This is a genomic window from Cupriavidus sp. 01L415 (genome assembly GCF_056400065.1).
Map to the genome: position 1 here is coordinate 13,364 of NZ_JBFTSP010000007.1, position 14,763 is coordinate 28,126.

General features: G+C 67.5%; 12 protein-coding genes. 4 read left to right on the forward strand and 8 right to left on the reverse strand.

What is annotated here, in order from left to right; all coding sequences use genetic code 11:
* Positions 1-35 precede the first annotated feature (35 nt).
* From AC1DOX_RS14000 to AC1DOX_RS14010, 3 genes are all read right to left on the reverse strand, one after another.
* Positions 36-1,295, reverse strand: coding sequence for an arsenic transporter (locus AC1DOX_RS14000; RefSeq protein WP_441616954.1), 1,260 nt, complete (start codon positions 1,293-1,295; stop codon positions 36-38).
* A gap of 83 nt (positions 1,296-1,378) precedes the next feature.
* Entirely contained in the window at positions 1,379-3,427 is a 2,049-nt protein-coding gene (locus AC1DOX_RS14005) for a penicillin-binding protein 1A (protein WP_441616956.1), read from the reverse strand.
* 10 nt (positions 3,428-3,437) lie between these two features.
* Positions 3,438-4,328: an alpha/beta hydrolase gene (locus tag AC1DOX_RS14010; RefSeq protein ID WP_441616958.1), complete on the reverse strand. Its 891-nt coding sequence runs from the start codon at positions 4,326-4,328 to the stop codon at positions 3,438-3,440.
* Between the two features lie 156 nt (positions 4,329-4,484).
* Here AC1DOX_RS14010 and AC1DOX_RS14015 point away from each other — a divergent pair, with 156 nt between their 5' ends.
* Positions 4,485-4,718: a hypothetical protein gene (locus AC1DOX_RS14015; protein WP_092137476.1), complete on the forward strand. Its 234-nt coding sequence runs from the start codon at positions 4,485-4,487 to the stop codon at positions 4,716-4,718.
* A 43-nt stretch (positions 4,719-4,761) separates the two neighbouring features.
* On the opposite strand, the gene bglX is transcribed toward AC1DOX_RS14015, so the two are convergent.
* Positions 4,762-7,050: a beta-glucosidase BglX gene (gene bglX / locus AC1DOX_RS14020; protein WP_441617239.1), complete on the reverse strand. Its 2,289-nt coding sequence runs from the start codon at positions 7,048-7,050 to the stop codon at positions 4,762-4,764.
* Between the two features lie 259 nt (positions 7,051-7,309).
* On the opposite strand from bglX, the gene AC1DOX_RS14025 reads away from it, so the two are divergent.
* On the forward strand, positions 7,310-8,869 hold the full coding sequence (locus tag AC1DOX_RS14025; protein WP_441617241.1) for a glucan biosynthesis protein G: 1,560 nt from the start codon (positions 7,310-7,312) through the stop codon (positions 8,867-8,869).
* Positions 8,870-9,078: 209 nt separating this feature from the next.
* Positions 9,079-9,867 (forward strand): hypothetical protein, encoded by a 789-nt coding sequence (locus AC1DOX_RS14030; RefSeq protein WP_441616960.1) that lies wholly within the window; start codon positions 9,079-9,081, stop codon positions 9,865-9,867.
* A gap of 141 nt (positions 9,868-10,008) precedes the next feature.
* Here AC1DOX_RS14030 and AC1DOX_RS14035 read toward each other — a convergent pair whose 3' ends face one another.
* Positions 10,009-11,001 (reverse strand): 2-dehydropantoate 2-reductase, encoded by a 993-nt coding sequence (locus AC1DOX_RS14035; protein WP_441616962.1) that lies wholly within the window; start codon positions 10,999-11,001, stop codon positions 10,009-10,011.
* Positions 11,002-11,021: 20 nt separating this feature from the next.
* Entirely contained in the window at positions 11,022-11,252 is a 231-nt protein-coding gene (locus AC1DOX_RS14040; protein WP_441616964.1) for a DUF3820 family protein, read from the reverse strand.
* A 294-nt stretch (positions 11,253-11,546) separates the two neighbouring features.
* On the opposite strand from AC1DOX_RS14040, the gene AC1DOX_RS14045 reads away from it, so the two are divergent.
* A complete protein-coding gene (locus AC1DOX_RS14045; protein ID WP_441616966.1) occupies positions 11,547-12,512 on the forward strand; it encodes a Bug family tripartite tricarboxylate transporter substrate binding protein in 966 nt (321 codons plus the stop codon).
* Between the two features lie 6 nt (positions 12,513-12,518).
* On the opposite strand, the gene AC1DOX_RS14050 is transcribed toward AC1DOX_RS14045, so the two are convergent.
* Both AC1DOX_RS14050 and AC1DOX_RS14055 read right to left on the reverse strand, forming a co-directional pair.
* Complete coding sequence (locus AC1DOX_RS14050; RefSeq protein WP_441616969.1) at positions 12,519-13,445, reverse strand: LysR family transcriptional regulator; 927 nt, start codon at positions 13,443-13,445, stop codon at positions 12,519-12,521.
* A gap of 94 nt (positions 13,446-13,539) precedes the next feature.
* Positions 13,540-14,760 (reverse strand): MFS transporter, encoded by a 1,221-nt coding sequence (locus AC1DOX_RS14055; RefSeq protein WP_441616971.1) that lies wholly within the window; start codon positions 14,758-14,760, stop codon positions 13,540-13,542.
* Positions 14,761-14,763: the final 3 nt, after the last annotated feature.

Sequence of the window (14,763 nt, forward strand, 5' to 3'; positions counted from 1 at the left end):
GGGCGGGCCCGCCGCCGCGCCAGGGTCAGCGAGGGTCAGCGCAGGACGGCCAGTGCCGGCAGCAGCGCCAGCGGCATCACGATCGCGCCGGTTCTGAGGAACGTGCCCGCGCCGATGGCATGGCCTTCCCGGCGCAGCGCGGTCAGCCAGAGCAGCGTGGCCAGCGATCCGGTCACGGACAGGTTCGGCCCCAGGTCGACGCCAATCAGCACGGCAGCCGTGACGGTGTCCGACGCGTGTCCGGCGGCCAGCGCCGATGCCGAGAGCAGGCCGGCCGGCAGGTTGTTGACCACGTTGCTGACCAGGCCGACCACCACGCCGGCAACGCCCGCGCCCACCACGCCAGCCGATCCGGCCTGCGCGGACACCGTGCCGACCCAATGGGCGAGGTGGCCGACCAGGCCGGTGCGCTCCAGCCCGGCCACCAGCACGAACAGGCCCGCCACCATCGGCAGGACGCCCCATGGCACTTCTCTGAGTGCCGGCGCCAGCAGGCGCGGCTGCGTGGCGCAGACGGCGGCCAGCGTGGCCACGCCGCCGAGGATCGTGGGCCAGCCCAGGTCCTGGCCGCGCAGTGACGCCGTCAGCAGCGCCACCCCGGTCAGCACGATGCCGGCCGTCGTCAGCCAGGCCTGCAGCGTCAGCGGTGGCACGGGGACATCATCCTCGATGCGCTCGGCCAGCGCCTCGCGCTGCGTCCAGTACAGCGCCACGAATGTCATCACGATGGCCACCACGGACGGCAGCGTGAAGCGCGCAAGCCAGCCTGCCAGCGGCGGCATCCGGTCCCCGAACAGCACCAGGTTGGCCGGATTGGAAATCGGCAGGACAAAGCTGGCGGCGTTGGCGATGAACGCGCAAGCATAGAGATATGGCAGCGGATGTTTCACGCGCGCCGCACGCGTGGCGGCCAGCACGGCCGGCGTCAGCACCACCGCGGTGGCGTCGTTCGACATGAACGCGGTAACCGCGATGCCAAAGCCATAGACCAGCACGAAGAGCCGTCTTGCGGAGCCGCGGGCGCTGCGCACGGCCAGCGCAGCCACGTGGTCGAACAGTCCAGTCTTGCGGGCGAGTTCCGAGATCAGCATCATCCCGGCCAGAAACAGGTAGACGTCGTTGCCGCGTGCGACGGCGGCCAGCGCCTCCCTCCACGGCAGCAGCCCGGCCGCGCAGAGCAGGATGGCGCCCGCCATGGCCCAGAACGCTTCCGGCAGCCGGAACGGCCTGAGCAGCACACCGGCGGTGGCAGTGGCCGCTACGCTCCAGATCAGCGTTGCGTTATCAGCGGGCATCGAAAGAAGAGGGCGGGTTCAAGGCGAGGGTTCAAAGCGAGGGTTCAAAGCAACGGATCAGGGCGACAGATCAACGCGAGGGATCAGAGCGGCCCGGCGGCGCCGTTGCGCGGCGTCGGGTCCGGCGCGGGCGAGACGGCGGCGGCCGGGGTCGCTACCCCACCAGGTCCGCCGGGCACAGCCGGGCTGTCCGTGGCCGTGCCTGGGGGCGGGAAGCCCAGCGCGACGATGCCGTGCGTGCCATCGGCGTTCTCGGCATAGGCCCAGTCATTGTTCATTCTTGCCAGGTCGCGCGGCGCGGGGAAATCGGCTTCGGGCACGCCGGCCAGCCGGCCTTCCATATACGCGGCCCAGATGGGCAGCGCCGTGGTGGCGCCGAATTCGCGCCGGCCCAGGCTGCGGTTGTCGTCAAAGCCCATCCAGGCCACGGTCACGACCTCCGCCGCGTAGCCGGCAAACCAGTCATCGACGGCGTCGTTGGTCGTGCCGGTCTTGCCGGCCACATCCTCGCGGCGCAGATAGCGGCGCACGCCGGCCCCGGTGCCTTCGTCCACCACGCTCTGCAGCAGGCTGTTCATGACGAACGCGTTGCGCTCCGAAATCACGCGCGATGGCTCGGCCTCGGTGCTGGCGGAGAAGAGCACATGGCCATCGCCGTCGGTAATTTTTGCAATCAGGTACGGTTCGATGCGATGCCCGTGGTTGGCGAACACGCCGTAGGCGGCCGCCAGCCGCAGCGGCGAGGTCGTGCCCGTGCCGAGCGCCATCGCCAAGTAGGGCGGCAGGCGCCTGGTGGCGAAGCCGAACTTGCCGGCGTGGTCGATCGTGTAGGGAATGCCGATGGATTGCAGCGTGCGGATGGCGGGCAGGTTGCGGGACTCCGCCAACGCCTGGCGCACGGTAATCGGGCCGACGAAGCGGTTGTCGTCGTTGGAGGGCTGCCAGCGCGGATCATCCAGCGGCGCATCGTTGATCAGCGTGCCGGGCGAGATCCCGCGTTCCAGTGCGGCCGAGTAGACAAACGGCTTGAACGTCGAGCCCGGCTGACGTTGGGCCTGCGTGACGTGGTTGAAGCGGCTGGCGGCAAAGTCGGCGCCGCCGACCATTGCCTCGATGGCGCCGGTGCGGGCATCGAGCGATACCAGCGCGGCCTGCGGCAAGGCGGCCGCCGCCAGGTTCGTACCCGGATGGCGCTTGCCGTAGCGTTCCAGGCCGGCGTGCACCGCGTCATAGGCCAGCGTCTGCCGGACGGAGGACACCGTGGTGTAGACGTTGATGCCACGCGTGTAGGCGTCATCGCCAAAGCGGTCATGTGCCAGCTGGCGCGCGAGTTCGGCCACGTACTCCGCATGGCCGGCAAAGCGGCCATTGGTGTCGCCGGAGACGATGAGGCGCGCGGCGCGGGCGTCGCGATACTGATCCTGCGTGATCATGCCCAGCGCCAGCATCCGGCCCAGCACATATTCCTGCCGCCGTTTGGCGCGCGGATAGTTGACCACCGGGTTCATCGTGGACGGCGCCTTGGGCAGCCCGGCCAGCATCGCGGTCTCGGCCAGCGACAGCGACGCGAGCGGCTTGCCGAAGTAGGCCTGCGCGGCGCTGCCAAAGCCGTAGGCATGTTCGCCCAGGTAGACCTGGTTCATGTACAGCTCGAGCACGCGCTCCTTGGGCAGCGAACGGTCGATCTGCCAGGCCAGCAGGATTTCATACCACTTGCGCGCCAGCGTCTTTTCGCGCGACAGGTAGAAGTTGCGCGCCACCTGCATCGTGATGGTCGACGCACCCTGCGCATAGCCTTCGCCGAGATTGGCCAGCGCGGCGCGGAACAGGCCGGGCACGTCCACGCCGACGTGGTTGTAGAACTGATCGTCCTCGGCGGCCAGCAGCGCGTTGGCCATGGGCTTCGGCATGCGCTCGATCGGGATGAACTCGCGATGCTCCGTGCCGAACTCGCCGATCAGCACGTCGTCGCTCGTGTAGACGCGCAGGGGGACGTCGGGGCGATAGTCGCGCAGGGCATCGACGGAGGGGAGCTGCCGGAGGCTGATCACGGCGGCAAAGCCGGCGAGCAGCACGCCGGCGGCGGCCAGCGCGGCGGCGATGCCGGCGGCCTTGACTGCGATTCGTTTCATGGCGCGCATTCTACCGCGCGGCGGGGAGCGGCAAAGGCACGCCAGCCTCGGTGTGATCTTCGGGTGGCGCCTTGCGGACGCGCTCGGGCGGATGATGCGGCACTTGCCGCGCGAATTCGCAGAGCGCGTGCCACGTCTCGGGCCGTTCCACGATCGAGAAATGGTCGGTGCCGGCAATCGTCTGCAGCGCCACCGGGCCGGGCCACGCGGCGATCAGCCGTTCGGAGCATGCGTGCGGGACCACGTCATCCGATTCCGCAAGCAGGACCTTCGTACTCTGGACCACCTTCTTGCAGTGGGAGATCGAGTCGAAATGGTGGCGCATCAGCTGGCGCAGCGGCACCAGCGGAAAGCGCTTGCCCACGATCTCGAGCAGGGAGTCATAGGGGGTGATCAGTTGCAGGCTTTCGAAATCCTGCAGGTCCGCCAGCTGGATGGCCACGCCGGTGCCGAGCGAGCGGCCCACCACGTGCACCCGCACGCCGGGAAAGGCGCGGCGGATATGGAGCAGGAACTGGCTGGCATCGGCCACGGCGGCGGCCTCGGAAGGCATGCCGTCGGAATGGCCAAGCCCCCGATAGTCGAACGTGGCAAAGCCCATGCCGGCCGGCAGCCACTTCACGAACTGCAGCGTGTCCAGCACGTCCTCGCCGCGGCCGGGCAGGTAGAACAGCAGGTCGCGCACGCCGACGTGGTCCGCGTGATAGACGTAGCCGCGGAACAGCCCGCCCGGCACCGTGTGCGAATAGGCGACGATGCCGTCGGGCAGGTCGCGCGGCGGGCGCCGGCGGGCATCGAACAGCAGGCGTTCCTGGTTGACGGTGAGGTAGGTCCAGTAGCAGGCAAAGCTGCCGGCGGTCAGCAGGGTGACGGCAATCGTCTTGCGGGCGAGGGAAGGCATGGGGCGCTGCTAAGTGTGGGCCGGCTCTATTGAGCCTAATCCAAAAGGTGGCGTCACGGCGTTCGACCGGGCCGGGCCTGCGCGAGTTCTTGTACGATATGCCTCACAGTAACATGCGGCCGTCCGGCCGCCGGGCCAACAAGGGGGGCCATTTGCATGGACGATGGACAAAAGCGCGCCGAGGAGGCGCAAGCGATGGAGCGGCTGGTCAGTGCCACGCGGCAGGTGCAGGTGGCCTTCACCGCGCTGCAGAGCCAGTATCCGCCGGAGGGCAGCGGCAAGCCGTCGAAGATCGCGTTGCAGACCTTCGATGCCGCCCTGCAGGGGCTGGAAGACGCCCAGTCCGTGTTTGACGAGATCCTCAACGACCTGCTCGACGGCAACCGCTGACAGCGCGAGGGCGGGCCCGCCGGGCCCCGCCTGCGCCACCGTGTCATTGCAGCGCGAAGCGCTGCTGCCGCACCGACTCGGAGTCCAGTCCGATCTGGACATTGAAGTCCCCTGGTTCCGCCGCGTATTCGAGCCTGGCGTTGAAGAACTTCAGCTTGTCTTCATCGATCGGGAACGTCACCACGCGCGACTCGCCGGGCTTGAGCATGACCTTCCGGAAATCCTTCAGCTCCTTGACGGGCCGCACCACGGACGCCGTGACATCCTGCACATACAGTTGCACGACCGTCTCGCCTTCGCGCTGGCCGGTGTTCTTCACCGTCACGCTCGCGGTCAGCTTGCCGTTGCGCGGCATCGTCTGGCCGGACAGCGTGATGTCGGACAGGCTGAACGTCGTGTAGCTCAGGCCGTAGCCGAACGGGTAGAGCGGTCCCGATTCTTCCTCGAAGTACTGCGAGGTGTAGTTGGGCGGCTTGCCCGGCGTGAACGGCCGGCCGATGCGCAGGTGGTTGTAGTACGTGGGGATCTGGCCGAGCGAGCGCGGGAACGAGATCGGCAGCTTGCCCGACGGATTCTCGTCGCCAAACAGCACGTCGGCGATGGCGTGGCCGCCTTCGGTGCCGGCGTACCAGGTTTCCAGCAGCGCGTCGGCATTCTCCTTCTCCCAGTTCACCGTCAGCGGGCGGCCGTTCATCAGCACCACCACCAGCGGCTTGCCCGTGGTCCTGAGTGCCTTGAGCAGCGTCTGCTGACTGCCGGGCAGCGACAGGCTCGTGCGGCTCGATGCCTCATGGGACATGCCGCGCGATTCCCCCACGGCCACCACGATGACGTCGGACTGGCGCGCCGCTTCCACCGCTTCCGCGATCATGTCGCCCGGGGACCGCTTGTCCTGCACCACTTCCGGATTGTCCCAGTTCAGGAAGTTCAGGTAACCCACCACCCTTTCATCGTCGGTCACGTTGGCGCCGCGCGCGTAGACCACCTTGCCGTTGCCGGCCAGCGCGTCGCGCATGCCCTGCAGCAGCGTGACCGACTGCGTGGCCTTGCCGGCCGCGGACCAGCTGCCCATGATGTCGATCGGTGCGTCGGCCATCGGACCGATCACGGCGACCGTGCCAGACTTCTTCAGCGGCAGCGTCTGGTTGCGGTTTTCCAGCAGCACCAGCGACTTGCGCGCCGCGGCACGGGCCTCGGCGCGATGCAGGCGGGCCTCCGCGTTCACGTCGGCCGGATCCCCGGCCGCATTGCCGATACGGCGGTACGGGTCCTGGAACAGGCCCATGTCGTACTTGGCGCCCAGCACCTCGCGCACCGCGTCGTCGATCAGGCGTACGGGCACGTCGCCCGATTTCACCAGTCCGGGCAGCTGTTCCAGGTAGCGGGAATCGGCCATGCTCATGTCGACACCGGCCTGGATGGCCAGCTTTGCGGCTTCGCGGCCGTTGCTGGCCACGCCGTGCCGCAGCAGTTCGTCGATCGCGCCGTGGTCGCTCACGGTGACGCCCTTGAATCCCCATTCCTTGCGCAGCAGGTCACGCAGCAGCCACGTGTTGGAGGTGGCCGGCACGCCGTTGACCGAATTCAGCGCGATCATCACGCCACCTGCGCCAGCGTCAATGGCGGCGCGGTAGGGCGGGAGGTAGTCCTGGTACATGCGCTGCGGGCTCATGTCCACCGTGTTGTAGTCGCGTCCGCCCTCCACGGCGCCATACAGCGCGAAGTGCTTGACGAAGGCCATCACGCCTTGCGGATTGGCCGCCGAAGCGCCCTGGAAACCTTTCACGCTGGCCCTGGCGCATTGGGAGACCAGGTGGGGGTCCTCGCCAAAGCCCTCCGACGTGCGGCCCCAGCGCGGGTCGCGGGAGATGTCGACCATCGGCGCGAAGGTGGCGTCGAGCCCGTCGGCACTCGCTTCCAGGCCGGAGATGCGTGCGGCCTGTTCCACGACGCCCATGTCCCAGCTCGACGCCAGCCCGAGGCTGATCGGGAAGACGGTGCGATGGCCGTGCACGACGTCATAGGCAAAGAAGATGGGAATCTTCAGGCGGCTTTGGCGGGCCGCCGCGTCCTGCAACGGCCGGTTGTCCGCGCGCGTGACGGAGTTGAACGTGCCGCCCACGCGGCCCGCCGCGATCTCCTTGATCAGTTGCGGCTGGGGCATGTCCTGCCCGATGCTGATGAGCCGCAGCTGGCCGATCTTTTCCTCCAGCGTCATCTGGCCGATCAGGTCGGTGATGAACGCGTTCTTGTCTCCCATCGGCGCCGGGGCCGCGCCGGCAAGCCCCGCCGTACAAACCAGGCTGGCCGCGACGGCCAGCGTAGAAAGCATTCGCATGTGGTAGTGGTCCCAAGAGGCGTGACGCCGAACGTGGCCCCGCAATGGTGCGGGGATTCGGGTCCTGCCGGCTGTCGTCGGACGCGCCGGGTGGCACGTCAGGCGAAATCGGTTATTTTTGTGGACTGCGCCCGCAGTGTAGCGCCATACACTGGCAACTTCGGCTGCTGTGGCGTGTCAGCCTGTTTTTGATTCGTTTTTCCTGGAGGGATTCGTGGTTCTTGCCATCTTCGCCGTGTCGTTTCGTAACAAGATGAAATTTGCCTTGCCGGCATTCGCGATTGCCGCGGCGCTGCTGGGCGCCGGCCAGGCCAGCGCATTTTCACTCGACGACGTGACCTCGCGTGCCAAGGTGTTGGCGGACAAGCCCTATGCCGCGCCGGTCAGCAACCTGCCGCCGGCATTCGCCCAGATGCAGTTTGCCGACTACATCAAGATCCAGCCCAGGGTCGACAACATGGAGTGGAAGGATCAGGGCACGCCGTTCCGCCTGGGCTTTTACCACCAGGGCATGCACTTCAGCACGCCGGTGCGGATCAACGAGATCGTCGGCAATGCGGTCAATGAAATGAAGTACGAGCCGGCGCGATTCGATTTCGGGGACCTGAAGCTCGACCGCGCCGCCACCAGCCGGCTCGGCTACGCGGGCTTCCGCGTGCTCTATCCGATCAATCGCGCCGACAAGCTCGATGAAATCATGAGCGTGCTGGGCGCCAGCTATTTCCGCGTCATCGGCAAGGGGCAGATCTACGGCCTGTCCAGTCGCGGCCTGGCCATCAACACCGGGTTGCCGGTGGCCGAGGAGTTTCCGGCCTTCCGCGAATTCTGGATCGAACGTCCCAATCCGCAGGACAAGCACCTGGTCTTCTACGCGCTGCTCGATTCGAAGAATGCCACCGGGGCGTACCGGTTCGATCTCTATCCCGGCGAGGACGCCATCCTGAAGGTGCAGGCGCGCGTGTTCATGCGCGGGCCGGTCACCAAGCTCGGCATCGCACCGCTGACCAGCATGTTCCTGTTCGGGCCGAACCAGCAGCGCGATGCCAACAACTTCCGCCCCGCGCTGCACGACTCCAACGGGCTGTCGATCCATACCGGCGACGGCGAATGGCTGTGGCGCCCGCTGAACAACCCGCGCGACGTCGCCATCAGCACGTTCCAGGTGAACAACCCGCGTGGGTTTGGGCTGCTGCAACGGGGGCGCGATTTCTCCGGCTATGAAGACCTGAAGGATCGCTACGACCTGCGCCCGAGCGCCTGGATCGAGCCGCAAGGGGACTGGGGCAAGGGCAAGGTGGAGCTGGTGGAGATTCCCACGCCCGACGAGACCAACGACAACATCGTGTCCTTCTGGACGCCTGACCAGCTGCCGCCGAAAGGCCAGCCGATCAAGGCGGACTACACGATGCACTGGACCATGGACGAGCGCGGCGTCTTCAGCAAGGACCTGGCCTGGGTCAAGCAGACGCTGCGTACGGCCGGCGAGATCATGCAGGCCAACCTGATCCGTCACCTCGACGGCAGCCTGGGCTTCGTGATCGATTTCGAAGGCCCGGTGCTGACCAGCCTGCCGGCCAATGCGCCCGTGCGCGCGGTGTACAGCGTCAGCGACAACGCCGAGGTCATCGAGAACGTGCTGCAGCCCAACCCGGTGACCAAGGGCTATCGCGTGACACTGCGGATCCGGGTCAAGGATCCGAAGAAGGTGGTGGAGATGCGCGAGGCACTGATGACCGGCGACAAGGTGCTCAGCGAGACCTGGAGCTACCAGATTCCTCCAAACACGGCCGGCGGGAAGCCCCCCGTCCAGTAAGCCGCGCGGCAGGAACCGCGCCGGCGACGGCGCGGTGTCCGGCTCGGAATCTTCCGGAATGGCACCCGTAGGGTGCTTTTGACACCCCACTTCAAGATGCTTCCCTTGTCACTTCCCGCCCGCTAAGGTTGCGGCCGGTGCACACCGGACTGGCGCGCACCGCCATAAAAACCAGCGGGCTCGATTCCGCATTCACAGGGAAGATGACTATGAAATCAGCATTTGCGCTTCGCGTGACCGCGATGGCGCTGCCACTGTTCCTTGCCGCCTGCGGCGGCGGTGGCGATGACAGCGGCAAGGGCTCGCTCACGCCCACGAGTCCGCCGGTCCCGCCCACGACGGCGGAAGGTTTCTACAACGGCACCACTTCCACCGGCTATGATCTCTTCGCCGCCGTCCTCGAAAACGGTGACCTGTACGCGCTCTACGCGCGCGGCGGCGTGCTGTACGGCGTGATGCAGGGTAACGGCACGTCGTCGAGCGGTACGTTCAAGTCGACCAATGTCCTGGACATCAACCTTTCCACGCTGACGCGCACGCCGGCCACGGCCACGGCGACGTACGTCGCCAAGGCCAGCCTGAATGGCAGCGTGGTGGAAGGCGCCCAGACGATCAACTTCAACAGCACGTACGACAGCAGCTATGCCACGCCGGCCAGCCTGTCGACGATTGCCGGCGTCTACTCGGCGCAGACCGCCACGGGCACCAGCGGCGCGACGGCCAGCAATCTGACCATCACCTCCGGTGGTCTCCTGACCGGCAACACGCCGGTGGGCGCGACGTCCTGCAGCTATAGCGGCACGATCGTCCCGCGTGCGAGCGGCAAGAACGTGTACGACGTGAAGGTGACGTTCCAGGGCGGCGCGTGCGTACTGGGTACGCAAACGACCACGGGCATTGCCATCCGTGCCACCAGCGGCACCGTGACGCGCTTGTACGCGGTGGGTCTGTTGCCTGACCGCGGCGACGGCTTTATCGCCCTCGGCACCAAGCTGTAAAAGGCTGGCCAGGGGAACGATGGCGGGGGGCGTGTCCCCCCGCTTCTCCGCGCCTCCCGATTTCCCCAATTCCCCCAATTTTCCGATTGCTTCGGACTCCTCGGATTCCTCCGCTTCCCCCGTCGCCCCGTTTTCCCCGGCTCAGCCCTTGCCCGCCTCGGGGTAAAGCCCGTGCACGCGGCCAAACAGCCGTGTCAGGCCGAACAAGGCGCTGATGCTGGGGCTCGACATCCCGAGCACCTCGCCGATTTCCTGCACCGCACCGACGATGGCGTCGAGTTCGATCGCACGGCCCGCATCCACATCCTGCAGCATCGAGGTCCGGAACGCGCCGAGCCTGGCCGTCACCGCATGGCGGTCCTCCGGCGACTGGTCGATCTGGCAGCCAATCCTTGCGCCGATTTGCGCGGCTTCCTCCATGGCGGCGGAGCAGAAGCGGCGCACCAGCGGGTCCGCCTGAATCCGGTCGGTGGTGGCGCCGGTGATCGCGGACACGGGGTTCATCGTCAGGTTGCCCCATAGCTTGTACCAGATGTCCTGCCGCACGTTGTCGGAGACGGTGATCTCCATGCCTGCATGGGTGAACACCTCGGCCAGCCGTGCCACGCGGTCGCTGGTGCCGCCCGGCGGCTCGCCGATGATCAGGTGGTTGCCCATCTTGTGGTCGACCAGACCCGCCTCCGGACTCGCCGCGCTCACATGCACCACGCATCCCACCACGTGTCCGAACCCGATGGCGGCGGCGATCTGGCCGCCGGGGTCCACGGATTCCAGCGGCTTGCCGGCAAACGCCGGCAGGCCCTGGCAAAACCACCACGGCACGCCGTTCATCGCGGGCAGCACCACGGTTTGCGGGCCGATCAGCGGCGCAATCTGCGTTGCCACCTGCCCAAGCGCCGGGCCCTTCACGGCAATCACCACCGCATCCTGTTCGCCAAGCCTGGCGGCATCCTCCTCGGCGCGGGCGGGGGCCTGTATCAGCGCGCCGCCCTGCTTCATGCGCCAGCCGTGCGTGCGCAGCGCGGCCAGCGTGTCGCGGCGCGCCAGGGCGCTTACCTCGGCCCGGCCAGCGGCCGCGAGCCGGGTGCCGATCCAGCCACCGATAGCGCCGGCGCCGACGATGCAAATTTTCATGGCGTGCTCCTTGGAGGTCGTCAGCGCTCTTGGCGCCGCGCGCGCAGCGGCTTCAGCAAATCGGACAGCCCGTTGTGATCCAGTTCGTGCATCAGCGCCAGCAGCCGGCCGATCTCGCCCGGAGGAAAGCCTTCCCGCGCAAACCAGTTCAGGTAGTTGCCCGGCAGGTCGGCGATCAGCGTGCCCTTGTGCTTGCCGAAGGGCATCGTGCGGGTGACAAGGAGGGTGAGGGAGTCACTGTCGGGAATCATGGCGGAGAGATCGGGGGCAGGCCATCGGATGGCCTGCATTGTAGCGCCGGATTTGGCTCGGATTCGCCCCGGAGCCGACCGGATCTGCGGCCGGACTGCAGGCCCCGCACCGCTGCCGATTGCGTTGCCGGGCCTGTCGATGGAGGGGCGCGGCCATGCCATCTGATTTCGCGATGGTGAGATCGCGAGATGCTGTTTTGCAGGACGTCCGCGCCTCGCGCAACATGCATGGAAGACGTCGCGTGCCGCCATATGGAGACAGGTCCGCGACCATTCCAGAAAGGAGACAGACAGATGCCCCGATTCAGATCCTTGCCGGCATGGCTGGCGTTCAGCCTGGTGGCCACCGCCGGCGCACAGGAGGCGTACCCCAACCGGCCCGTGGTTGTCGTCGTGCCGCAGGCACCGGGCGGCGCGAATGACGTGATCGCGCGGATCGTGACCCGGACGCTGTCCGCGCAGTTGGGCCGGCAGGTCGTGATCGAAAACCGGCCGGGCGCGGGTGGCAACATCGGCACGGCCTACGTCGCGAAGGCCGCCCCAGACGGCTACACGTTGCTATTTACGGTCAGCAGCGCCCACGTCATCAATCCGTCGCTCTATCGGCGCACGGGCTTCGACCCGTTGCGCGACTTTGCGCCAGTTGGCAGCGTCGCGACCGCTGGCTACGTGCTGGTGGCCAACCCGTCGTTCCGTCCAGGCAGCGTCCGCGAACTCGTCGATGCGGCGCGCGCCAGGCCCGACACCATCATGTATGCGTCCGCGGGCAACGGCACGCTGAATCACCTGATCGGCGAGATGATCCAGCGCAGCGCGGGCATACGTCTGGTGCACGTGCCATACAAGGGCGCTTCCGCCGCTGTGGCGGACGTGGTGGGCGGGCAGGTGCCGGTGTCGGTGCAGAGCGTGCCGTCCGCGCAGTCGTTCATCCGTGCGGGCAAGCTGAAGGTGCTGGCCGTGACCAACGAGCACCGGCTGCCCTCCATGCCCGATGTGCCGACGGTGGGGGAGACCCTGAAAGGGTTTGGCGCCACGCCGTGGTACGGGCTCTTTGCGCCGGCCAACACGCCGCAGGCGGTCATGGTTCGACTGCAGGCCGCGCTCGGCAAGGCGCTGGAAAGTGCCGAAGTGCGCGAGACGCTGGCGCAGCAGGGCTGCGAGCCGTTTCCGTCCAGTCCCCGGCAGTTCGATGCGCTGATTCGCGCCGATCTCGCGCGCTGGTCGGAGATCGTCAGAACGGCCGGGGCTACGGTCGACTAGGGCGGATCAGGTCGCCCCCTCTGCCGTGGCGGCAGCGATGGCGGCCGCCGTCGGGCAAAGATGGTCGACCAGCAACCGCGCCGCGACGGGCAGCCCGTCATAGGTGCGGATGCACAAGTTCAGCTTGCGATCGGCCCACGGCGCATCGAGATCCACGATGCGGATGCCAAGCGTCCGGGCGTACCGCTGCGCCAGGCTCACGGGCAGGATGCCGATCCCCATGTCGGCTTCGACCATCAGGCACACCGCATCGTAGCTGTTGACCTGCATGCGGAACTTGACGGGCATGCCCAGTTCGCCGGCGATGCGCAGCAATTGCAGGTTGATATAGCTGCCGGTCTGGAGTCCGATCAGGTAATGGCGCAGCAGCTCCTCGGTGGTCAGCCGCTTGCGCCGTGCCATGGGGTTGCCCTTCGACATCACGACAACGAGATGGTCTTCGCGATAGGGCAGCGTGATGACATTCGGCGGCACGCTGCCGACGTCGGCATAGCAGCCGATATCCGCGGCGTTCTCCGCCACGCCGCGCAGGATCGCGGTGCTGATGCGCTCTTCCAGTTGCAGCTGCACGTCGGGATACTGCTCGACAAAACCGTGGAGATCCGTCGGCAGGAACTGGGCGATGGAGGATACGTTCGCGTAGATGCGGACGAGCCCGCGTGTTCCGGTGGCGTAGTCCTGCATCATCGTCGCGATGTTGTCCAGGTCGTTGACGATGCCGCGCGACAGGTCCTGCAGCGCGAGGCCCGCTGGCGTGGGCGAGATGCCCTTGTTGCTGCGCGCGAGCAATTGCGTGCGGAGCGCGTCCTCCAGATCGCTGATGCGCTTACTGAGCGCGGACGCGGCGATATGCTCGCGCTCCGCGGCGGCGGCAATCGTGCCGAGCTCGGAAACGGCCAGGAACAGCTTGAGCGAGAGGGGATCGATTTTCATGGCGGCGGGGCGGCAATGACGGAGCCCGGAGCCTGTATTCCGGCTCCGGACACATGGCGTGTCGATTGTGCCATCGTTGGCCGCGATGGCAAGCTCAGGCGGTGGCTTTTCCAACGGCGCGCAGCACAGCGGCGCCACACGCCACGGCGACGAGCGCCAGCACCCCGGCGAACAGCGTGGCACCCGCCGCAAAGCCGGCGGCATCGATCGCGAAGCCGGCGAGCACGGGCAGCAGGCCGGCGGGCAGGTAGCCGCCCAGGTTCATGACGGCATTGGCCTCGGCCCGGCGCGTGGCGGGCACGTGCACGCTGATGAGCGTCAGGCCGCCGAGCTGGCCCAGGCCCTGCCCGGCGCCCGCCAGCAACGCCGCGACAATGAGCACCGGCGCGGAGGCGGCGTGCGCGGCGATGCCCAGCGCGGCCATGGACAGCACCGTGGCCGCCGATCCCGCTGCAAAGATCTTCCGCACCGACCATTGCCGCACCGCGAACTGTACGCCGGTGGCCATCAGGAACATCGCGCAGGCCATTCCGCCAGCCAGCAGCGGGCTGCGGACGTCCAGAAGGCGGGCGAGCAGCGACGGTCCCAGCGCCAGCACGAACGATGTGGCGGTGATGCCCGGGCCGAACACGCCGATGCCGGCTGCGACATGGGCGCGGTTCTGTGCCGGCACTGCGGGCAGGCGCAGGCGCCGCATGGCAGTGCCGAGGGTTGGGCGATGCAAGGGCAGGCGGACGACGATGAGGAGTGCCGCCAGCAGCACCAGAAACTCGATCCCGAAGATGGGCAGTATGGGATGACTGAGTGCCTGCGCGGCCGCGCCGGCCAGCAACGGCCCCAGTCCCGCGCCGAGCACCATCGCCACGGAGGCCAGCAAGGCGGCCTCGCGTTTGCGATCCGGTCCGCCAAGATCGCCGACCGATGCCATGCCGGCCGAGACGATCACGCCGACCGCGACGCCGGTCAGCAGCCGCGCGACGGCAAGTGCCGCCACCGATGTCGCCGTGGCGAACAGCACACAGGCGACCAGTGCGGCCAGCAGGCCGGGAATCAGGACTGGCTTGCGTCCATAACGGTCGGACAGTTGGCCCGCCACCAGCAGCGTGGCGAGCAGCGACGCGATGTACAACGCGAAGATCACGGTCAGCGTGCCGGAGGAGAACCCAAGCGCCTGCTGCCAGACCACATACAACGGTGTCGGGGAATTGGAGAGCATGAACACCGCGGTCACGGCAGCGGCCGCCTGCCGCATGCCGGTGGCCGGGTGGGGCACATGCAGCGCGGAGGCGGCATTCGGGCAAAGTGTGTTTGACATGGT

Coding starts and splice junctions, on each gene's coding strand:
- AC1DOX_RS14000 (WP_441616954.1), bottom strand. CDS start 1,295: ATGCCCGCTGATAACGCAACGCTGATCTGGAGCGTAGCGGCCACTGCC.
- AC1DOX_RS14005 (WP_441616956.1), bottom strand. CDS start 3,427: ATGAAACGAATCGCAGTCAAGGCCGCCGGCATCGCCGCCGCGCTGGCC.
- AC1DOX_RS14010 (WP_441616958.1), bottom strand. CDS start 4,328: ATGCCTTCCCTCGCCCGCAAGACGATTGCCGTCACCCTGCTGACCGCC.
- AC1DOX_RS14015 (WP_092137476.1), top strand. CDS start 4,485: ATGGACGATGGACAAAAGCGCGCCGAGGAGGCGCAAGCGATGGAGCGG.
- bglX (WP_441617239.1), bottom strand. CDS start 7,050: ATGCTTTCTACGCTGGCCGTCGCGGCCAGCCTGGTTTGTACGGCGGGG.
- AC1DOX_RS14025 (WP_441617241.1), top strand. CDS start 7,310: ATGAAATTTGCCTTGCCGGCATTCGCGATTGCCGCGGCGCTGCTGGGC.
- AC1DOX_RS14030 (WP_441616960.1), top strand. CDS start 9,079: ATGAAATCAGCATTTGCGCTTCGCGTGACCGCGATGGCGCTGCCACTG.
- AC1DOX_RS14035 (WP_441616962.1), bottom strand. CDS start 11,001: ATGAAAATTTGCATCGTCGGCGCCGGCGCTATCGGTGGCTGGATCGGC.
- AC1DOX_RS14040 (WP_441616964.1), bottom strand. CDS start 11,252: ATGATTCCCGACAGTGACTCCCTCACCCTCCTTGTCACCCGCACGATG.
- AC1DOX_RS14045 (WP_441616966.1), top strand. CDS start 11,547: ATGCCCCGATTCAGATCCTTGCCGGCATGGCTGGCGTTCAGCCTGGTG.
- AC1DOX_RS14050 (WP_441616969.1), bottom strand. CDS start 13,445: ATGAAAATCGATCCCCTCTCGCTCAAGCTGTTCCTGGCCGTTTCCGAG.
- AC1DOX_RS14055 (WP_441616971.1), bottom strand. CDS start 14,760: ATGTCAAACACACTTTGCCCGAATGCCGCCTCCGCGCTGCATGTGCCC.